Raw genomic sequence first — 20,748 nt, 5'->3', positions numbered from 1 at the left:
TATTTCGGTCCCGTACGAAGTGGCGGCGTAAGCATAGCCAGCCTTCCCGGACGGTGACCAAAGAATCTGTCCTGGCGTCCATGGAGGAGGGGGTACACCCGATCCCATTCCGAACTCGGAAGTTAAGCCCTCCATCGCCGATGATACTGCGGGGTAGCTCGTGGGAAAGTAGGCCGACGCCAGGACTTTTCTTTTTCAGAACACAAGGGGCGGTGACCATATCGGTCACCGCCCCTTCGTGCGTTCTGGCACCAGCCGCGCCGCCTTGCGAAGTCCACCCCCTCTGGGCCGCATGACGTCCCTCCTCGAGGCCCCCCATTGGGCGTATCAAGTCCTCCTGACCCTTTCGCGGACCAGATTGCCCGTGCGCGGATACGATGCCTACCCCGCGTGGCTTGCAGGGTGGGTGTGGCGTTCGTCCTTGATTCGTCCGACCGGAGAGTCATCAGCTACGCTGCGACGACCGGGACATCTCTGGCTCTCTGATTTGCGAACCGATGCTGAAAAGCGTGGAGCGCCGACTCGGCAATGCGAACACGTCCCGCGGAATGGCTTTTAGACTATGGTTCCTGTTGTACTGCGAAGGAAACAGGGGACTTTGTCTCGTGGACAGGCCTGTAAAGCTGTTCACTCCGTGCGCAGTCCAGAGAATAACGCCATGGCAGAGGCATTCTTAAGACATTCAAGCGTGATTACGCTGGCTGCACATCTGCCCCGTCGTACCGACCGTTCTGAAACGACTTGCAGAGTGTTTCGAAGACTACAACGAGAACGCTCTGCAAAGAGAATTGCGGATGCGCTCCCCAGTTGATTCATCTGACTGCCAGCAACGTCAGGGGGGGCGCTATGCGGGGCAACTCCACCGACCACGCGGAGCTTGAGCGGATACGGTGCGTACCCTGCGCTGTTTGTCGTGTGGATGTTGTCTATCCGTTGGTGCCGTCTCTCCGTAACCCACTGTCAGGATTCACCCACAGTGGGGCAGCCCGGTGTTCCCCCCAACAGGGTCCGAGATGTGTCGAGCACACTCCTGTGTCACTTGTGGTGCATCTGCAGGCGTTCAAGGCAGGTCTTTGCCTAGCCGCGACTTGTCGCCACCATAGCGGCGAGGATCCCTGCGGAATGCATGGCAAGTTTCCTACTGGGGAAACGCTTGGCGAAGCCTCGATGGGTGTTGATGGCGTTCTCTGGGCCGATGCCTTGGGCCATCATTCCAGCCTTCTATGCCACACTACTGCTGGTGTGCGGTTGGCGCCCTCTGTTTCGACGTGACTTCCACCGGATGCCACAGCGACTCTAGCGCAAGGTGTTGGCCTCGGAACGCAGGAAATGCTGTCAGGAGTGGGTGGCTACAGCTTTGGGCCGTGATTGGTTCGGGGCTAGCCAGATACCTTTGCGCGTGCTGGCGTGTCTTGGAAGCGTTTTGCAGTATTCTCTCAAAGCCCAGACGGGCCACATCGTTCACATCTTCGGGGTTAGTCTACGGATTTTTAGGACGAGAGTATGTTTCCAGTTACGTCGAAGGCAAAGCTTCTGGATATATTCGAGTTGCCTGACAACCCGTCGACTGTGCGGGCATGAGCATGGTCGCTACGCCCGCTTGCTGACCTGACATCATGGGCCTGAAGGTGCAGTGTCGTGGTGCAACAGGCCACACCCTCTTTGGAGGGCATGCATAGCCCTCTCAGCCCTGTGAGGTCTTGTCTGGACTTTGGGGTGGCCTGCCGCTCAATGAAGGCCTGAGGCCCGTCGCAGTCAGGATGACAGTCGATACAAGCATGGTATCGGGTGCACGCATTCCTGCCTCCCGGTTGCGGAGGTTGCGTCAACGTGAACATGCTGTTGTAGCGGTGCTCAAACCCGCGCGGTGACGAGCCGCATTATCGGTCTAGTTCGTTTGCCGGTTTATGCGGGGCTCTTTTTGAAGAGGCAGCCGCCATGCCACGAATGGAGATTAGGGAGACATGCGGGTCGGGTACTCACAGGCTTCAGCTTACCATGACGTGATGTCGTCGTCATTCGTGCCCGAACCTGCTGTACGAAAGTTCATATCGTTTGCTTGCCTCCTCCTTCATGTTCGTACAAGTCGCATCCTCGCTTTGCGTTTAGCGACGCGAGACTTCTAGACCTTGCTCTTGAGCAATAGCTAGTCTTTCAGGGCAACCTGCTTGCGCCTACGGGCGACCTCCCTTGAATTCCACCTTTGCCCTAGGGGGGAAGTCATTCCTTCTCGATATGTGGCGGAAGGCATCTCAGAGGGATGTCAGGGCGTCATCGTGCCCGGTGGACATGTATTCCGAGGGAGGCCAGAGGCGGGGTGCTCATGGGTGGCCTTGGGCGTAGGCGCTAAAGAGCATCCAGCAGAGACAGGTGATTGCTGTCCTTGCTTGACTCTAGGCATAAAAAAAGGGCCACTCCTTGCGGAGTGGCCCTTGAAAGGCGGAGCAATACTTACTTGATGACCTTGAACTCGTCGCGGCGGTTCTTGGACCAAGCGGCTTCGCCATGACCTTCAACGGCAGGACGTTCCTTGCCGTAGCTGATCATTTCGAGCTGACCGGCGTTAACGCCGAGCATCACGAGGTACTCGTAAGCGGCGCGGGCGCGGCGCTCACCGAGGGCGAGGTTGTATTCCTGGGTGCCGCGCTCGTCGCAGTGGCCTTCAACCAGCACGCGGATCGAGGGGAACTTCTTCATCACTTCGGCCTTCTGCTTCAGCACTTCCTTCGACTCGGCCTTCAGGTCGAACTTGTCGAACTCGAAGTAGACCTTGGCGTCGGTGATGATCTGCTGAGCACGGGCCAGAGCGGCCATATCAGCGGACTTGGAGTCGCCCATGTCGGACACGGGAGCGGCCTCAGGGGTGGCGGCAACCTGCTTCTTGGCGCAACCGAAACCGGCGGCGAGAACCAGAGCCAGGGTCAGGACGAGCCCGACGCGCTTGAACATGTTCATGATTTCCTCCTAAAAATACAGCTCTTGCTCGAAAAAATAAGTCAACCTAACCTTTTCCTTTCCTTTCCTCGCCCTCCACGAACCGCGAATGCCGTGGTGGGTTGAAGACAGCAGTAATGGTATCTCGCCGCCGTATTTTGTCAAGGAGAGAGAGAGCACATCGTGCTCTTTTCCCTCTCTTTTTTGGCGGGGGAAAACCCTACTCGGGAATCATGCCCCACCGGGCGAACGAAGCATCGCCCGGGCCGGTGGGAACGCGCTTGGGATCGCCCCCGTGACGGGTCACGAGGAAGATCTGCTGCGCGCCGTTGCGATTGGACGTGAACGCCAGAAAGTAGCTGTCAGGGGCGAACGAGGGCTGCTCGTCACGCCCGGGGCCGAACGACACCTGACGTTCGCTCTGGGTCACCATGTCATAGACGAAGATGCGATGACCCGTGTCCGTCATCTTCGTGAACGCCACGAGCGTTCCGTCGGGGCTTATGGACGGTTCGGTATTGTACGAACCCGTCTTGCTGATGCGGGTGACCTGCCCGGTGGTCATGTCCTTCATGAAAACCTGCGGCCCGCCCATGCGGCTGGACGTGAACGCCATCTTGGTACCTGTCGCATCGAACGAGGGCGAGACGTTGATGGAGGGGTTGGCCTCCAGTTCGCGCTCCTTCTTGAACAGGTGGTTCAGCAGGAAGATGTCGGGGTTGCGGCCTGACGAAAGGCTGACCGCCACCTTGTTGTCCGGCAGGAAGCACGGGCCGATGACCGTGTTGCCGGGGAAACGGATGCGCTGCACCTGCCGGGTGAGCCTGTCCCATACCCCGAGAGCGTGCGAGCGGTCGTCGAAATGGCTGAACACCACGAAACGACCGTCGGGCGACCACGAGGGGGAAAGGGCTTCGCCGGGAAGGTTGGTAATCTTGCGCAGGTCACGCCCAACGGGTTTGACCAGCCAGACGTCACGCTTGTTCTTTCCGTCGTGTTTGACGAACGCGAGAGTCGACTTGAAGAACTCGCCACGTCCGGTGAGGGCTTTCATGAGGTCGGAACAGAACCTGTCAGCCACGTTGGGCAACAGGCCGTCTTCGACATGGGAGTAGGCCTTGCCGAAGACCAGTTTGCCGGACAGGGCTTCGTAGACACGCAGTTCGACGAACGAACCGGAGGCATCGCCCTGCGGCCAGCCTGCTGTCACCACGAGGTCGGCCCCTGCGAGTTGGAAGCGCTTGAGGTCGATGTCCGGGGACTTGTAGCCCTGCATAACCGTGCCGCCAAGGATGGCCCGCTGGTCGACAAGACGCAAGAATGGCAGGAAGCTCAGGTTCTCGTTGATGAAACCGTTGAGCTTGACGCCCATGCCAGACACAGGGGTGCCCGGCGTGGGGCCGAGGGGGGCAGCCATGGCAAGGTTGAGACTACCCTGACCCGGGCCATAGATGTCCACCTGCACGGGGCCTGCAGCCGCAGTGCCCACGGCAAGGCAGAAAACGAGCGCAAGGCCCGCGAAAAGGCTGAAACAGGAACGATGGCGCATTGTACTCATCCGCTTTCCAAGTGTTTTGCCAGCAGTCACCATGAGCGTTCCGCTGGTCGGCACGACGTCACATCACCGGCGGGTGATATAACAGCTTTACCGCTTCGGCAATGGGGGCCTATTGCCCCCCTCGCACAGTGAAGGAGAGCACGATGTCACGTGCTGCCCCCGCAGGGGGCACAGGCATGGCACCGGCCTGTGATACGGCACGCAGGGCGGCCGCATCGACCTCGGCAACGCCGGAGGCCGTATCGATGGCGTAGTCGAGCACCTTGCCGTCATCTCCCACGCGCACACGCACACGGACGAGATGCTCACCCTGTACGGGCGGGGGCGACCAGTGCTTGCGCACGGCGGCCATCACCTGGGCTGCATAGGGGTCTCCCCCCTGCTGCGGGGCTGGCTGGCCGGCGTCCACGCCGGTCATGAATGACAGATATACAGCGCCGGACATGCCGTAGTCGGGCACGGGCATCCTTCCTGCGCGGGCAACGGCAGCACACGCGGCATCCACGAGGTCGAGGGCGGAGGTGTCGCCTGCCGGTTCACACCCCATGACCCCTCCGTCGGAGGCGATACGCACGCGAACCTGCACCATGCGTCCTGCCGGGCCGGCCGGGGCTCGCCAGTGGGGTGCGATACGCTGCAGGACACGTCCGCCGTAGCCACCCATGGTGTCTGCGGCAGAGAGGACGTCTTCCGCCATTCCCGCCACCGGGATGCCTACGCATGCCCCCATCAACAGCGCACCGGCAACGCCGCGTAAAGCCGATCCACGTATCATACCGCACCTTTCCCGTTCGACGAAGGGCTAGCGTTTGCCCATCATGTCGTTGAGGTTGAACACCAGCAGCAGGTCCCGGAACTCCTCCTTGGGAGGAGGCGGCAGCATCTGCGTCTTGTGCAGGGCTTTCAGTGCGGAGGCGTCAAAGTCGGGACGGCCGGAAGACCCTTCGAGCTTGGCGTCGGCGATACGCCCGGAAGCGTCCACTGTGACGCGCACGCGCACCTGAAGGTCCTGACGGCTTGCGAGCTGCGGAAATTCCCAGTTCTGCCGTACGATGGCCATGACCTGACCGATATACACATCGCCCACGCCGCCTCCTCCGGAACCGTGACCTTCGCCACCGCCGCCGCCACCGCCGCCAGCGGCGGCCATCTTCTGCATCTCGGCGAGGGCGTTGTTCACTGAACCACCGGCGGTCTTGCCGCCTGTTCCTGATGATTTCTGGGCCGTTCCGGTGCTTCCGGCCTTACCCTGCGCGTCGGCGAGCGCCTGCTTGAGGATGTCATCCTTGCTGGGCGCTGGTTTGCCTTCGGTCTTGGCCTTGTCCTTGGCGTCGTCCTTGCCCGCTACGGCCTTCTTCGTATCCTTGGCATCCTTCGAGGTCTCGGGTTCGGGCTTCTTGGGCTCGTCCTTCTTCTTCTCGCTGATGGCCTTGGCGTCCGGTTCTGGCTTCGGCTGGGCCTTGGGTTCGGGCTTCGGTTCGACCTTGGGCTCGGGCTTGGGTTCCGGTTTGGGCTGAGGCTTGGGTTCGGGCTTCGGCTCGGGCTTGGGTTCCGGTTTCTTCTCCGCCTTGGGGGCGGCGATGGCCGGGGCATCGGGCTTTTCCGGCCCCGGAGTGGGTTTCGGTTCGGCCTTGGCCTGCGCCGGCGGTCCGGCAGGCCCCGGCAGCGCGTTGGGTACGCGATTGCCGCCCGGGTCGCCGAGGCTGACGAGGCTCACCTGGTAGACCGGCTGGTCGAGGCGTATCGGCGCCGAATCGGGCCAGAATATCACCAGCAACAGCACGGAACAGTGCAGGCCGAGCGAAAGCAGAAAGCTGGTTGCGCGCATGGCGGCGTCCTATTTCTTCTTCGGGTCTTCCCGCTCTGCCACGACGCCGAGCTTCTCGATGCCAGCCCCCTTGATGCGTCCCATGACGTCAACGACGACCCCGTAGGGCACGTCCTTGTCCGCATGGAGGAAGAGGGTCTTGTTCTTCTCCTTGACGAGCCTACGCAGGTAGTCTTCGAGTTCTTCGGGTACGACCTTGTATTCGTCGAGGTACATCACGCCGTCCTTGCGGATGGTGAGCACGAGATGATCGCTGTCGGTGGGCAGTACCTCGACGGTACGGGTCTGCGGCAGGTCCACCTCGAGTCCTTCGGACATCATGGGCGCGGTGACCATGAAGATGATGAGCAGAACGAGCATCACGTCCACGAAGGGCGTGACGTTGATTTCGGCGACGAAGCCGCCCTTGTTGCCTACAGAGGCACCCATGGATCGCTCCTAGTGCTCGCCGTGAGCTGCACGGGCCCCGCGGTGGGCGTTCAACTCACGCTGTACGCGGTTCAGGAACACACCCGCGAAGTTGACCACCTGCACTTCGATGCCCGCCAGCATGCCGAGGAACACGTTGTAGCCGACGGTGGCGGGAATGGCCACGGCAAGGCCGATGGCTGTGGCGATGAGGGCTTCGGAGATGCCCGGTGCGACAGTGGCCAGAGAGGCGCTCTTCATCATGCCGATGGCATGGAACGAGTGCATGATGCCCCATACCGTGCCGAAGAGGCCGATGAACGGTGCGGTGTTGGCCGCAGTGGCGAGGAAGGAGAGCGATGACGACAGGCTGCTCATCTCGTTGGCCACGCCCTGTCGCAGGGCACGGCGCACGTTGTCGGCCACGACCTCGCCCGAGTTGCCCATCTCCTTGAGGCGGTTGAACTCGGCGACACCCTGCTGTGCCACATGGTACAGGGGCGACGTGGCGTCACCGCCGAGGGACTGCACGGCCTCGCGCAGGTCGCGTGCCCGCAGGAAGCGCTCCAGCCCGTCCTCCGCCTTGCGGCGGGCCGCCCGGAGCGCGAACAGCTTCTGGAACATGAGCGACCAGCTGCCTATCGACATGAGCACCAGCAGCGCCAGCACGAACTTGGCCACCAGTGTGGCCTGGCCGATGATCTGGAAGAAATTGTTCTCCATCCTTACGACTCCACCCCCGCGCCCTGAAGGCGGCTTTTCGGGGTCATTCTTTATGGTATGCGTTGCGGGAGACGGGGGCACCGTCTTCCGCACTCCACATATGCGCGTCGGGCGCGCGTTGCAATGGGGAAATGGCCCTTTCCGGCAATTCGTTACATAGATTGTTCGGCAATCCCGTGCCACGGACGGGGCGGTATGCTGCAAGGCGGAGGAAGCGCTGGCCCGGCGCACCGCCGGGACATGCCATGGCGGCCCTGTCCGTTTCGGCCTGAACGTTGCACTGACGGACGATGGACAGGCCGGAAAGCCTCTTGCTATAGTCCCTGTCGACGCATACGCCAGTGCTGTCGAAGTCTCATCAGTCCGCCGTCAAGGAGCCCGTCATGCCCCGTCGAATCTTCCGCAGCCTCATGGCAGTCTGCATCCTCCTATCAGGCTTCACCTCGGCAGCCCTCGCCGGAGACGACTATGACATGGCTTCTGCCGTAGAGAAGGCGCTACGCGACAATCAGGGCGTGGTATCCTCCGGCGCGGCGCGTGATGCCGCGGAAGAGGGCCGCAAGTCTGCAAGAGGCGCCTTCGGACCCGCCCTGTCCACCACTTACGGGTACAAGCGGCTGGACGAGAAGCCGGTCACCTTCGGGCGTGAACTTGATAACGACACCTATACGTGGACTATGGGAGTTCGCCAACCTCTCTTCACAGGTTTCAACATCCTTTCGACCTACCAGAAGGCTGCGCTGGAGAAGGACCGCAAGGAGGCCGAACTTTCAAAGACGCGGCTCACGCTCGCCCTCGCGGTACAGCAGGCGTTTCTCACCTATCTCAAGGCGCAGCAGGATGTACGAAGCGCCAACGACGCCCTTGTACGACTCCGCGACCAGCTCAAGGTGACGCAGGCGTTCTATGATGTCGGGCTTCGGCCCCGTCTCGATGTCCTTCAGGCCGAGGTGGACCTCTCCAAGGCCGAAACCGATTTCATCAAGGCCGAGAACGCCCTTGATACGCAGAAGGCCCGCCTCAACACGCTTCTTGCGCTGCCGGTCGAGACGGCCTCGTCCTTCTCGGGCACGCTCGAATACCGGCCCTTCACGCGCCCCTTCGAGGCGTGCCTCGAACAGGCGTACCGTCAGCGTCCTGACATGCACATGGCCGCCAAGGCCATCGAGATTGCAGGAAAGGACACCACCATCGCCTCCAGCGGATACTATCCACAGGTCTCCGCAGGGTTCGACTGGGCAACGCAGGGCGACCATCCCGAAGCGTCCGGCAGCACACTGGACAGGACCGGGTATACGCAATGGTCGACCAATGTCACCGCCTCCATGAATGTCTTCGAGTGGGGCCGCACATACTACGGGGTGCAGCAGGCCAAGCAGATCGAATCCAAGGTGCGCGCCGACGAGGCCAATCTCCGTCAGGAGATAGCCTATGAAGTGAAGTCGCGCCTTCTCGCCATATCCGAATCGGGCAAGCGCATCGTGGTCGCCCACAAGGCCCTTGATCAGGCGCATGAGGCCTACCGTATGGCGCTCGCCCGTTATCAGGCGCAGGTCGGTACGAATACCGACGTGCTCGATGCCCAGGCCAAGCTCACAGCAGCTGAAGCCGGGCTGACGGGAGCCAAGGCCGATTACCTCGTCGCGCTGGCCCAACTGTACGCCTCTCTCGGCGAACTTCGCCCCGACCTGTCCGGCAGCTAGGCCTTTTCGGCCTCTTCTCGTGTCCAGCGCGGAGACGCTGTCCGGTGAGGCTACGGGCAGGGTGGGGGATGGTCGCGCCCTCCATCCACGAGGCCGACGCCCTTGGAACTCTCAGGATGCCCGCTGAACAGGCGGGCGTCTTCGTCACTTTCGCTGTGCAGTCGTGTGCACCGGCCTCTTGCCTCGCTCCTTTCCGCATGTGCCGGGGTGGCGGGCTGCTCGTGTTTATCCTTACGATGTCACTCGTGATACGACAGCCCGTCAGCGGGCTTGACAGTCTCCTCCAATATCAGTAATTGTTACTGGTAAATTTACGGAGGTTCGCATGTCTCAAACCCGTATGACCAAGCAACGCATGGTCATTCTTGAAGAACTGCGCAAGGTCGATACGCATCCCACTGCGGACGAGATCTATGCCATGGTGAGGTCGCGCATCCCGCGCATCAGCCTTGGTACGGTCTACAGGAATCTCGACCTGCTCGCGGAGTCGGGAGAGATACTGCGACTGGAAGCTGCCGGGACGCAAAAGCGTTTCGACGGCAATACCATGCATCATCAGCATGTCCGCTGCATACGTTGCGGCCGCGTGGGTGACGTGATGCACCCTCTTGATGTGCCACAACCTGAACGGGCAGCTGCAAAAGGCTTTACCATTCTGACGGCTCGTGTAGAATTCGAAGGCATTTGCGACCATTGCACAGCACATAGCTGACCAATCGCATCCCTCCAACCTCATCCCGCTCATCAGGAGGCATGATGAAATCGCTCAAGGGCTCACGCACCGAAAAGAACATTCTCACCGCGTTCGCCGGTGAATCTCAGGCTCGTAACCGCTACAACTACTTCGGCGGTCAGGCCAAGAAGGACGGCTTCGTCCAGATTTCCGACATCTTCGCGGAAACGGCCGACCAGGAGCGCGAACACGCCAAGCGTCTCTTCAAGTTCCTCGAAGGTGGCGACCTTGAAATCGTAGCCGCATTCCCTGCGGGCATCATCGCTGACACCCATGCGAACCTCATCGCCTCGGCTGCGGGTGAGCATCACGAGTACACGGAGATGTACCCCTCGTTCGCCCGCATCGCACGCGAAGAGGGCTACGAGGAAATCGCCCGCGTCTTCGCCAGCATCGCCGTCGCTGAAGAATTCCACGAGAAGCGCTTCCTCGATTTCGCACGCAACATCAAGGAAGGAAGAGTGTTCCTGCGCGAACAGGCCACCAAATGGCGCTGCCGCAACTGTGGCTATGTGCACGAGGGCACCGGGGCTCCTGAACTGTGCCCCGCCTGTGCGCACCCCAAGGCGCACTTCGAACTCCTCGGCATCAACTGGTAACAACCAACGGGAGGGAACATGGCGAACCCTGAAGACATGTGGCGCTGCCAGACCGTCAACTGTGGATATGTCTATGACCCCGACCGTGGAGACAAGCGCGGCAAGGTTCCCCCGGGAACGCGCTTCGAAGACCTGCCCGACGAGTGGCGTTGCCCCATCTGCAAAGCCACCAAGAAGTGCTTCCGCCCGTTGGCTGGTCCCGGTTCGACCGAACAGCCGCAATGCGAGATGCCGACCGACAAGTGATCGATAGTGAAGCCCCCCGTAAGGGGGGCTTCATCGTTATATCCTACCAGCGGATGATCAGAGGCAGGCGATTACGAAAATCGTGCCGAACGCCACGTTTGCCGTCATCAAAGCACAGTTCCAGAAGGTGCTCCCTCCCCACGCGCGCTGACATGCCCGGTAGGCTGTCAATCATGCGAGCAACCGGTGAAGGTGCACCTTGCGCGGGAAAGGTAACGTGCACACTTGTCAGCCTTTCAATCCCGCAAGGGTGGTGTTGGGCTGTGCTGCACGATGCGGGAAGAAAGTCGATGAAGACATAGAGTGGCTCGATACGCGGTGTTGCGTCAGCAACCTTCATGTCGAGAGTCTCGGGCAGGTAGGCGGGGTGGTAACTGCGGAAGGGAAAAGGACAGCTGTTTCCGATTCGGGGATTCTTCGGCTTGAATACAAAGCCAAAGGGCGACCCGCCATCCTTCCGGGCAGCGAATCGGTCTGCCAGTCCGAGAGTGCGGGTCGTAACACTTTGAAGTTCATTGAGATCGGCAACCCACAATAGTTCGAGCATCACACCGGGCAGGAAAAAGCGTCGATTGGCCGTGCCCTGTCCGCGGTGACGGTTCGGTGTCCCCTCAGCCAGCCCAAGAAAGACAAGCTCGTCTGCTTCTGGTGCGTTCTCATCAACGCAGATGAATATATGGTCGAGCAACATGACGCGCTCCTACACACGCGGTGTATCGGCGTCAACAGCAGGCGGCGGAACAGATGCTTCCTGAACCGCCTGAAGTACAGAAGGGGCGTTTCCCGGTTGCTGCCAGCGGCTTGTCAGCCCCGTGTGCCAGTGGTCATGGGGCTGCAATGAAAGGCCCGCATACTGCTGCGCCCTGCGTCGATGACGAACGAAAATGGGTCTGCGCCGCAAGCGATCAATGCAGAAGGGCGCTTCGGAACTCGGCCACCGTCAGGGCGGAGAGTACGCGGCAGTGTTCGAGGGGCGTGAGCGAGGGAAGGGATGCCAGTGCCCGCAGGCGTTCGATAAGCGCCTGAAGACCGGGGCGGTGCCCGGGAAGGCAGTGCTGCAAGAGAGCCTCGCGTAGCCGAAGCGGTAGCCGCCGTGGCGGCATGGGCGGGCGGTGCTCCGGGGGCGGTGGCATGAGGGCCGAGCACGCGTGGCGTGTGGCCCCGATGCCTGCGCGGATGCCGAATACGAGGGCTGCCGTGGCGTGGCTGCCTTCCAGCACATCAGCACCGAACATGCCAGTGGCACAGCCTCCGCAGGCATAGAGTCCCGTGAGATTCGTAGCGCCGTCGACGGAGATGCGCGCACCTCCGGTGGCGGAAACGACTGCAGGGACGATGCGCAGGGGCTGTCTCTCATGGCGGATGTTGACGACCCCGGCGGGGGTCATGCAGTCGAGGAGATGCACGTCGATGGCGTTGTCGGCGCGACTCCATGCATGAGCCTTGTGGGTGGCACGTTCGGATGCCAATGCCACGAGGGGGCGCGGAAGGCGTGTGAAGACGCCGCCCGGTCCGGCGACCTCGAACGAGGGCGAACCGGCGGCGAGGCCGAGGTCGAAGGGCTCGTCATCAACGGTCCGCCAGACCATCTGGATGAATGCCGCATTGCCGAGAACGGCGCGAGTCTGTCGCAACAGCCCAAGGCCGAGCCCCGCGGCCACATCCTGCTGCGCATCGGGGACGAAGAGGGGGGCGCATCCTCTCTCTGCGAGTACGACCGCGCGCGCCCGCAGTCTGACGGTCTCGTCGTGCATGTCTGTGCAGATGGCGCTGCCCGGCGGGCCGTCATCGGCACCGATGGTCACAAGGCGCAGCCCTTCATGGATGTCGACCCCTGCGGCAAGGGCACGTGCGCGGAGTCGCGCCTTGACCTCTGCCATGGGCCCGGCATCGAGGATGCTGCGGCACAGGGGGATGTAGTCGCCACCAAGCCGGAGGCGTGAGCGGGGTGGCAGGGCGACGCCGCTTGCCGCGAGAAAATCAGCGGCGACGTGCGATTCGTCGACCATGAGGGATGCGAGCGCGGGTTCGAAGGCCCCGGGTTGGGAAAGTTCCGTCAGGGCCGCAAGACACCATTCGCGTGCCGCATCCTCGGAGGGTGCCAGAAGGCGTAATGAGCCCGAGGGGGGGATGGGGCCGGGGCGCCCGACCAGCGTCACAGAGAGGCGCGGTGTGCGTTCCGCTGCGGCTATGGCGGCTGCATAGGCGGCGAGTCCCGTTCCGGCGACGATGATGTCGGTTTCGAAGGACATGGTGACTCTCCTGCTGTACGCGTCGGGCCTCGTTTCCGCCAGCCGTCACGTTGCCATGCATGGCCTGCCGCCGCAACCCCGCGATGCAGGTTCTTGCCATTTGCCACGGTTGCACCTACATACAGCGGTCGGCAATCTTCGGTCTGCAAACAGCGGTCGGAACCAGCAGCAGTGCCGCTATTCGTGGGACGCGTTGCCGCTGCTGGCCTGAGACCCATGCAGACGATGGCCTCCGCATCGTGCCATCTGCGACCATTGCCTTCGTGCTGCATCCCGTTGGCATGGCATCGGGCGCTTTCAGTTCGTCCGGTCGTCATCGTCTTTGCTGTTGCGTCGATATCAGACGCAGACATGTCGCCTTGTGTGCCCGCGTTGCAGAACGTGGCGTCCGAAGCCACGTCGACGCTTGTCGCCGGACTGCTCCGGCTTTTTCGTACATCATCGGCATGGCCGATGCTTCAGGAGGAGGAAGCGTGTACCGTTTCATCATTGCCGTGGCGCTGTGCGCCGTCTGGGCGGCATCGGCCCATGCGGCAGGTTTCGCCATGCATGAATTCGGGGCGAGGGGCAACGCCCTTGGCGGTGCCATGGTGGCGCGACCCGCCACCGACCCGTCTTCTATCGCATTCAACCCCGCCCTCGTCACGCATCTTGATACGCCGCAGGTGCTTGCCGGCGTCACCATGGTGCAGCCCGAGGTGACCATAGACACACCCGGTGAATCGACGACCACCGAGGCCAACGTGTGGGCCATCCCCCATGCCTACGCCACGACGCCCCTCACCGACACCATGTATTTCGGCGTAGGGGCGTTCCCCCGCTTCGGCCTCGGCAACGAGTACTCGAAGACGTGGCCCATGGCTTCTGAACTCACCTACGTGGGCATCCAGTCGGTGTCGGTGAACCCGGTGCTTGGCTTCAGACCGACGAAGGACTTCGCCTTCGGCTTCGGCGTGGAGGCCATGTACTTCGACTTCGAGGAAAAGATGCGCCCGTTGGGCATGGATGCCCGCATCAAGGGCGACAGCACCGGTTTTGGCCTGAATGGTGGCATGTGGTGGCAGGCATTCGAAGATATCGCCCTCGGTGCCAGCTTCCGCACACCGGTGAAGCAGCACGTCAAGGGGCGCGCCACGTTCGACAACGTCCCCGCCGGATACGGCCCGCTGTTCAGGGACACCGACGCCGAAGGCGACATCACGCTGCCCGGCGAGGTGCGTTTCGGCGTCTATTGGCAGGCCACCGAGCGCCTTGGTGTCGAGGTGGGGGCCATGCGCACCTTCTGGAGCAGTTATGACGAGTTGCGCATCGACTACGGTTCACCCGTGGGCGGAAAGCCTGCCTCCATCAAGCAGACGGAGTGGGAGGACGTGTGGCGTCTGAGCGCCGGTGCCGAGTACCGTCTCACCGACAACGTCGACTTGCGCGCGGGCTATGTCTATGACGAGGAACCGGTCAATTCGGCGCATCTCGACTTCATGGTCCCTGCCAACGACCGTCACCTCATGAGCCTTGGCGTGGGCTACCACGAAGGGCCGTGGCGCGTTGATCTTTCGTACACCTACCTGCTCATCACCGACCGTGAGGGCGAGGTGCATACGGCGGGCGGCAACGTGCCCGTGCGCTTCCACGACGGCTATGCCCATCTGCTGGGCATGAGCGCGGCGTGGGAGTTCTGATGCCGGACGCTGACCATCGCCAGTGCGCGTAGGTGTACGGTCAGCCTGCCGGGTGCGGGGATGGCGAGGAACACTCCGCCCGTCATACGGCCCCGGAAGACACGGGGCGCGCAGGCGCAGAAGACCGTAGCCCCATGAAGCGGGGTGACCACTGCGTTGAAACGGGCCGCAGGCATACCCTGCGGCCCGTTTGGTATTGCAGGGCTGTGTAACCAGGGGCTGCGTGCCGTGGCGACTGCGATGCCAGAGGGGGCGCGACAGGGGCGCGACAGGGGCGCGACAGGGGTGCGACAGGGGCGCTACAGGGGCGCTACAGGGGGGCCGACGGGGCCGCCACAGGGAACCATCCCGGGCGTTGTGGCGGTGTCCCCCGACGGTACGGGTACGACGTCTTTGCTGTCGCCTGCGACAGAAAAGGGGCGGAGACGATGCTCCACCCCTGTCCATGACGTGTGTGGTTGAAGACGCGGCGGGCAGCCTTCGGCTACAACAACTTCGCGAAGATGAGGTTGTAGGTGCTGCGTATATGCAGGGTGAGGCGCAGCCGTAACGCCTTGGCCTCGGCCTCGCCAAGCGTGAGGAACGACACGAGGTGGCTTGCGACCTCGGTGAAGTCGGTATCGCGCTTGACCAGCAGCAGGTCGACGTATTGCCGTACCCTCTCCAGCGTCTGGCGCGTCTGCTTGCCCTTGCGATGCCTGTCCTCGTAGCGGGAGAGGAACATCTCGAAGACGAGTTCGCCTTCGCCCGGGAGTGACTTGTCAAGGGCGATACGCCACAGCGCAACGAACAGGGCGCGCAATTCGAAAAGTGCCCTGCGTCTGCGGAAGAGTTGCATCTTCCCTATGCCCATGGCGTCGAGGTCGGGCGTGAAGTCGAAGCTTGCAAGCAAGGCTTCGAAGTTGCCGATGACCTCGTCGCTGGAATAGGGGAGTGCGTTACCGGGAGTGCGTTCCGTCTCAGGCGTCATGGGAGGTGCCGTTGTCGCCACCGGTAGGCTTGCGCCTGCGCGGACGCCGCCGTTTGCGGGGCGTGCGCTGTTCGTCGCCATCCTGTGCGGTCTGCATGTTGCCTGCACCGGTGTCCTCGTGGGCGGATGCGCCCTCTGCCCCTGCCGTGGTGCGGGAGGGTGCCGTCCGGGGCGCGGTTTTCCGCTCGTCGCCTCCGGTGCTGCCTTCGTCGTCTCTCCTGCCCCTGCTGCGGCGTCTTGGGGCCGTATCGCTTTCGCTGTCAACGGCGCGGCTTGCCGATGCACGCTGCGGTCTGGGGCGCGGTGGCATGGCGTGGAGGCTCTGCTGGTACTTCTCGTCAAGCAGCATGGCGAGCAGCACGACCTGCTCCTCGTCGGCGGCGAGGGTGCGTGCCACGTCGGTGAAGCGCTGGATGCGCTCACGCTGCAACCCGGTGCACTGGCGGTAGGCCCCTTCAAGGAGGGCTGTCAGCCTGTCGCCCACCACGCGCGCCACGTCCTCGTCCTGCGGCGTGGGCCGATGGGCGATGTCCATGCGGTAATGCCGTGCGATGCGTTGCAGTTCGAGCTTCTGCATGATGTCGACGAGGGATATGACCGTGCCCACGGCACCCGCGCGACCCGTGCGACCGGCACGGTGGATGTATGATTCGCGGTCTTCGGGCGGTTCGTAGAGGATGACGTGCGAAAGGGCGGGTATGTCGATGCCGCGCGCCGCTACATCTGTCGCCACGAGGAAGCGCACCTCGTTGTTGCGAAGGCGTTCGAGCACCTGCTCGCGCTTCGACTGCGAAAGGTCTGCCGAAAGCTCATCGGCGTTGTAGCCGAAGCCCTGAAGCACCGCCGTGATGTAGTGGACGTTGGCCTTGGTGTTGCAGAAGATGATGGCGGAAGAGGGATTCTCTATCTCCAGCAGGCGGATGAGGGCCCTGTCCTTGTCCATCGGCTTCGATTCGCAGAACATGTGCTGCGTCTGCGCCACATGCACCTGCGAGTGGCTGAGGCTCAGCATCTGCGGTTCGCGCAGGAACTCACCGGCAAGGTTCAGGACGTGCGGCGGGTACGTGGCGGAGAACAGGCAGGTGGCGATGCGCCGCTTGGGCAGGTACCGCTGTATCTCCTTCATGTCAGGATAGAAGCCGATGGAGAGCATCCTGTCGGCTTCGTCGAACGTCAGGGCGCGCAGCCTGTCCAGCTGCATGGTACGACGCAGCAGGTGGTCGAGTACGCGACCCGGTGTGCCGACCACGAAGTGGGCGCCTTCGCGCAGTGCGTCATTCTGTTTGCCGTAGCCGACGCCGCCATAGACGGCGGCAACGCGCAGTCCCGTGCCCTCGAAGAGGGTGCGGGCCTCGTGTTCGACCTGAAGGGCGAGTTCGCGGGTGGGCACCAGCACCAGTGCCTGTGTGGAGGCTTCGGCGGGGTCGAGACGTTCGAGAAGGGGAAGCAGAAAGGCCCCTGTCTTGCCGCTGCCGGTGCGCGACTGCACCATGAGGTCGCGTCCGTCGAAGAGATAGGGCAGGGCGTGGGCCTGAACGGGCATGAGACTCTGCCAGCCCGCGCGGATGCAGGCCTCCTGCAGCCGCGGCGCGAGGTCGGCAAACTGTACTGAAGGCAGGGCGTCTTCGGGCTCGTCGATACCGGTTATCTCTGCCGCGACGCGCGCGGCCCTGTCTTCTTCGGGCGCGACGGCGTCTTCGGGCATGTTCGGTTCTTGGGTCATGTATTCCTCTGGGGCCCGCACTGGGCGGGCATGTATGTGGGGCGTCCGGCGAGGGACGTGGGCGTCAAACTAACAAACGCGATGGGGGGCACGCAAGCGGCTCAATTATCATTCTGCGGCGAGGATGGCGAGGGCGTTGACCGTGGCGGCAGCCAGCGTCGACCCGCCCTTGCGTCCGCGCAGGACGATATGCGGTACGGGACAACGCTCAAGCAGCAGTTCCTTCGACTCTGCCGCGTTGACGAAGCCCACGGGCATGCCCACCACCAGCGCCGGTGCGGGGCCGCCCCTGTCGAGGTGGTCGATCAGCGCCAGCACCGCCGTGGGGGCGTTGCCGATGGCCACGATGGCCCCGCCGAGGCGTTCTCCAGCCAGTGCGACCGCAGCGGCGGAGCGTGTCGAACCTGTGCTGCGGGCCCTTTCCGCCACGCCCGGGAGCGATATGAGGCTCTCGACGGTGCACCCGAAGGGGGCGAAGCGGCGCGCCACCATGCCGCAGCGGGCCATCTCGGTGTCGGTGAAGATGGATGCCCCCGCCCGGATGGCAGCGATGCCCGCGTCGACCCCCGCGCCGTCCAGAACGAGGTCGGGCAGGATGTCGAAGTCGGCGCAGGTGTGCACAAGGCGGCGCGCCACATGCCACAGTCGTCCGGTAAAGGGTTTGGAGTCTCCCGCCTCGGCGTCGATGATGGCGAACGAACGCGCTTCAATCTCGTCAGGGGCGAAACATGGTTGCAGTCTTGTGGGCATGGCGGGTCCTATGCGCAGGCGGCGACGAAGGCGTGCGCCGCAGAGAGGTTCGATGCGAGATGCAGATGGATGTATGAGCCGGTGATGGCGCGGCAGCACCAGCCCTCGGTGCCCATGTCACGACCGCGGCGGTCGCGCACTTGCCACAGGGGGGTCAGCCCCGTGTGTGCTGCGGGGGCGTCCACGAGGTGGGAGTAATGGTATTCGTGCCCGCGCAGTGTCGTGCCTGCGCTGCCGAAGGCCGCGTCGTCCAGCAGGGTCGCCTCGCGGTAGCCGAGTGCCCGCAGGCGAGCGTCCATGCGGCATCGGAGGGGCAGGCAACCGCTCATGGGAAAGGAGCCTTCGGATGTTTCGAGCATGTCCATGAGGTACATGTAGCCGCCGCATTCGCCATGCACGGGTTGGCCCGTCGCGGCGAAATCGCGCAGGGCTGTGCGCATGGCGTGGTTGGCAGCCAGCCGTTTGGCATGCAACTCGGGGTACCCGCCGGGAAGTAGAACGCCCCGCACCCCTTCCGGCAGCGAAGTGTCCGCAAGGGGCGAGAAGAAACGCACGTCCATGCCCGCTGCAAACAGCAGGGCGAGATTCTCGGCGTAGAGAAAGCTGAAGGCCTCGTCACGGGCCACGGCCACGGGGACACGCGATACGACGGCGATGACCGGGGGGCCTGCGGCAGGTGCGGGGGCTGCTGTGGCAGAGGTTTCCGATGGTCCCGCCGCATCCGGTGTTTCCGCTACGTCCGTTATGGTCGTGCCGGGTGCTGCAAGATGGGGTGTGCCGGAAACATGCCGCAGGGGATCACCGGACATCATGTGCGAGGGCGCCGCGGGGGCTGCCACTGGGGGGCAGGCCTGCGGGATGGCTGAGTCCATCCTCACTGGTGCTACGGGCGTGATGGCTTTCAGCAGGGCGTCGATGTCGACGTGTTGCTCGATGGTGTCCGCGAGTCCGGCAAGAAACGTCGTCTCATCGCGTTCGCCGGCGAGTGCCAGTCCGAGGTGGCGTGACGGTGTCCCGAGGGATGCGTCTCTTGGCACCATGCCGAGTAGCGGCATGGCGGGGCAATGATGGGCGAGGGCGTCACGCAGCATCTCCCGGTGTCCGGGGCCGCCCACTTCGTTGCAGATGACGCCCGCGATGCGCAGACCGGGTTCGAGGGCCGCATAACCCATCGCCATGGCGGCTGCGGACCGGGCCATGCCCCTTGCGCGTATGACGAGCACCACGGGCAGGTCGAGCAACAGGGCCAGTTCAGCGGTCGAACCTGTGCATGTGGTGGCGCTGGCACCGTCATGCAGGCCCATGACACCCTCGATGATGGCGATGTCGGGGACGGTGTGCCCGTGCGCCGATGGGGGATTCGCGAGGGAGGGCACGCCACATGCCGGGGCGGCATGAGTGGCTACCATGACGGTGCCGCCTTCATGACGCAGAAGCGGCGCGGGGTTGCCGGGTGGATGGCCCAATGCAGTCCATATGTGTTCCCACGTCGTGTGGGATGCAGGGGGCGCGTTGCCGTCTGACGGACGGCTGAAAAGGTCATGGGGCCACGGTCGTGCCCCGGAGGCGTGAAGGCCACGTGCAAAGGCCACCCGCACCCCTTGCGGGCCGCACATCCAGCCGTCGAGGTTGATGGAGGGGCGGCCTGTGGCGGCGGTATGATGCCCGGGGTCGATGAAGTCCGGCCCTGCCTTGTAGGGCTGCACCACATGCCCACGGCGCGACAGTGCCGCCATGAGGCCGAGGGTGATGGTGGTCTTGCCGCAACCGCTGTGGGTTCCCGCCACTATGCAGGCATGCGCCGGGGCTATGCTGGGTCGCGCTTCAGACACCTGTGTCACGGGGGGCAAGGCGCGTGGCGATGATGTCGGCATCCTCGGGGCGTGCTACGGTGTCGAGTTCTGCCGAGCCGCCATGACAGGTGAAAACCCCTCCGGAAAAGTGCACATACCCTGCCGAGAGTACCTTGGCGTAGGGCAACTGTTCGCGCATGTCGCCGTGGTCGACCCGGCGGGGAAAGAGAAATGGCTCGGGGTGTCCGGCGAAGTCCTCGAATATGATGTACTTCATGGGGGTCTCCTGCTGTGGGATGGGGTATCGTAAGGGCTTTTACCTGTGAGGTCCATACACGGCTCATGGGCGAGTCGCATCATGGCCGTCTGCACTGTTGACGCGCAGTGGAGCGTTAGCGTAGTTTAATTAAACAAATGTTGAGATACACTCAAGACCACGAGGTACAGCATGGATGATCTGTTGAAAGAGGCCTTGGGCATTGTCAAGGCGCAGGCCAGCGTTCGCACCATGACCGAAGATGATATGCTTGCCATGGTGCATCGGCTTGCCGAAGGCATCCGCAACATCAGCGCGGGCATTACCCCCGAAGCGGAAGATGAGCAGGTCGCCATCGACCCTCGCAAGGCCATCAAGGAAAAGTCCATCACCTGTGTCGAATGCGGCAAGGTGTTCAAGCTTATTAGCAAAAAGCATCTTGCAACCCATGGTCTGACTCCGGAGACCTACCGCGAGAAGTGCGGTTACAAGAAGGGTACGCCGCTGGTATGCAAGGGCTTGCAGCGCGAGCGCCGCAAAAAGATGAAAGATATGAAGCTTTGGGAGCGGCGGGCCTGATTCCTGCGGTCTCT

Annotated in this window: 19 protein-coding genes and 1 rRNA gene; 7 read left to right on the top strand and 13 right to left on the bottom strand. The window is 62.9% G+C overall.

Features of this window, described 5'->3' with window-relative positions; genetic code table 11:
- Positions 1-70 precede the first annotated feature (70 nt).
- Positions 71-185, top strand: a 5S ribosomal RNA gene (gene rrf / locus DVU_RS14590).
- 2,266 nt (positions 186-2,451) lie between these two features.
- Here rrf and pal read toward each other — a convergent pair.
- The 6 genes from pal to tolQ all read right to left on the bottom strand — a co-directional run bounded on the left by pal (position 2,452) and on the right by tolQ (position 7,451).
- Positions 2,452-2,955: a peptidoglycan-associated lipoprotein Pal gene (pal, locus tag DVU_RS14585; RefSeq protein ID WP_010940363.1), complete on the bottom strand. Its 504-nt coding sequence runs from the start codon at positions 2,953-2,955 to the stop codon at positions 2,452-2,454.
- A 199-nt stretch (positions 2,956-3,154) separates the two neighbouring features.
- Entirely contained in the window at positions 3,155-4,492 is a 1,338-nt protein-coding gene (tolB, locus tag DVU_RS14580) for a Tol-Pal system beta propeller repeat protein TolB (RefSeq protein WP_014524613.1), read from the bottom strand.
- Positions 4,493-4,601: 109 nt separating this feature from the next.
- A complete protein-coding gene (locus tag DVU_RS14575) occupies positions 4,602-5,267 on the bottom strand; it encodes a TonB family protein (protein ID WP_011791511.1) in 666 nt (221 codons plus the stop codon).
- 27 nt (positions 5,268-5,294) lie between these two features.
- Positions 5,295-6,320 (bottom strand): cell envelope integrity protein TolA, encoded by a 1,026-nt coding sequence (tolA, locus tag DVU_RS14570; protein WP_010940360.1) that lies wholly within the window; start codon positions 6,318-6,320, stop codon positions 5,295-5,297.
- 9 nt (positions 6,321-6,329) lie between these two features.
- Positions 6,330-6,749, bottom strand: a complete 420-nt coding sequence (gene tolR / locus DVU_RS14565; RefSeq protein WP_010940359.1) for a protein TolR — start codon at positions 6,747-6,749, stop codon at positions 6,330-6,332.
- 9 nt (positions 6,750-6,758) lie between these two features.
- Positions 6,759-7,451 (bottom strand): protein TolQ, encoded by a 693-nt coding sequence (gene tolQ / locus DVU_RS14560; RefSeq protein WP_010940358.1) that lies wholly within the window; start codon positions 7,449-7,451, stop codon positions 6,759-6,761.
- Positions 7,452-7,834: 383 nt separating this feature from the next.
- On the opposite strand from tolQ, the gene DVU_RS14550 reads away from it, so the two are divergent.
- The 4 genes from DVU_RS14550 to DVU_RS14535 all read left to right on the top strand — a co-directional run bounded on the left by DVU_RS14550 (position 7,835) and on the right by DVU_RS14535 (position 10,732).
- The gene (locus DVU_RS14550; RefSeq protein WP_010940356.1) at positions 7,835-9,154 is read left to right on the top strand and encodes a TolC family protein; all 1,320 of its coding nucleotides are present in this window, start codon (positions 7,835-7,837) and stop codon (positions 9,152-9,154) included.
- Between the two features lie 325 nt (positions 9,155-9,479).
- Positions 9,480-9,866, top strand: a complete 387-nt coding sequence (locus tag DVU_RS14545) for a transcriptional repressor (protein WP_010940354.1) — start codon at positions 9,480-9,482, stop codon at positions 9,864-9,866.
- A 44-nt stretch (positions 9,867-9,910) separates the two neighbouring features.
- A complete protein-coding gene (gene rbr / locus DVU_RS14540) occupies positions 9,911-10,486 on the top strand; it encodes a rubrerythrin (protein WP_010940353.1) in 576 nt (191 codons plus the stop codon).
- An 18-nt stretch (positions 10,487-10,504) separates the two neighbouring features.
- A complete protein-coding gene (locus tag DVU_RS14535) occupies positions 10,505-10,732 on the top strand; it encodes a rubredoxin (RefSeq protein WP_010940352.1) in 228 nt (75 codons plus the stop codon).
- Between the two features lie 43 nt (positions 10,733-10,775).
- Here DVU_RS14535 and DVU_RS14530 read toward each other — a convergent pair whose 3' ends face one another.
- Entirely contained in the window at positions 10,776-11,423 is a 648-nt protein-coding gene (locus tag DVU_RS14530) for a hypothetical protein (protein WP_010940351.1), read from the bottom strand.
- 214 nt (positions 11,424-11,637) lie between these two features.
- Positions 11,638-12,984 carry an FAD-binding protein gene (locus DVU_RS14525; RefSeq protein ID WP_010940350.1) on the bottom strand — a complete coding sequence of 449 codons (1,347 nt, stop codon included), beginning with the start codon at positions 12,982-12,984 and terminating at the stop codon, positions 11,638-11,640.
- A 473-nt stretch (positions 12,985-13,457) separates the two neighbouring features.
- Between DVU_RS14525 and DVU_RS14520 the strand changes: the two genes are divergently transcribed.
- Positions 13,458-14,663, top strand: a complete 1,206-nt coding sequence (locus tag DVU_RS14520) for an OmpP1/FadL family transporter (protein WP_010940349.1) — start codon at positions 13,458-13,460, stop codon at positions 14,661-14,663.
- Positions 14,664-15,147: 484 nt separating this feature from the next.
- Here DVU_RS14520 and DVU_RS14515 read toward each other — a convergent pair whose 3' ends face one another.
- The 5 genes from DVU_RS14515 to DVU_RS14495 form a co-directional block, all read right to left on the bottom strand.
- Positions 15,148-15,633 carry a hypothetical protein gene (locus DVU_RS14515; protein ID WP_011791514.1) on the bottom strand — a complete coding sequence of 162 codons (486 nt, stop codon included), beginning with the start codon at positions 15,631-15,633 and terminating at the stop codon, positions 15,148-15,150.
- On the bottom strand, positions 15,623-17,356 hold the full coding sequence (locus DVU_RS14510; protein WP_010940347.1) for a DEAD/DEAH box helicase: 1,734 nt from the start codon (positions 17,354-17,356) through the stop codon (positions 15,623-15,625). The genes DVU_RS14515 and DVU_RS14510 overlap by 11 nt, the downstream gene beginning before the upstream one ends.
- Before the next feature lie 108 nt (positions 17,357-17,464).
- Complete coding sequence (locus DVU_RS14505; protein ID WP_010940346.1) at positions 17,465-18,106, bottom strand: precorrin-8X methylmutase; 642 nt, start codon at positions 18,104-18,106, stop codon at positions 17,465-17,467.
- Between the two features lie 8 nt (positions 18,107-18,114).
- Complete coding sequence (locus DVU_RS14500) at positions 18,115-19,938, bottom strand: cobyrinate a,c-diamide synthase (protein ID WP_010940345.1); 1,824 nt, start codon at positions 19,936-19,938, stop codon at positions 18,115-18,117.
- Complete coding sequence (locus DVU_RS14495) at positions 19,931-20,176, bottom strand: hypothetical protein (protein ID WP_010940344.1); 246 nt, start codon at positions 20,174-20,176, stop codon at positions 19,931-19,933. Before DVU_RS14495 ends, DVU_RS14500 begins: the two co-directional genes overlap by 8 nt.
- Positions 20,177-20,347: 171 nt before the next feature.
- Between DVU_RS14495 and DVU_RS14490 the strand changes: the two genes are divergently transcribed.
- A complete protein-coding gene (locus tag DVU_RS14490) occupies positions 20,348-20,734 on the top strand; it encodes a MucR family transcriptional regulator (protein WP_010940343.1) in 387 nt (128 codons plus the stop codon).
- Positions 20,735-20,748 lie beyond the last annotated feature (14 nt).

The organism is Nitratidesulfovibrio vulgaris str. Hildenborough, from assembly GCF_000195755.1.
Taxonomy (GTDB): Bacteria; Desulfobacterota; Desulfovibrionia; order Desulfovibrionales; family Desulfovibrionaceae; genus Nitratidesulfovibrio; species Nitratidesulfovibrio vulgaris.
This window is presented reverse-complemented; position numbering and strand designations above follow the sequence as displayed.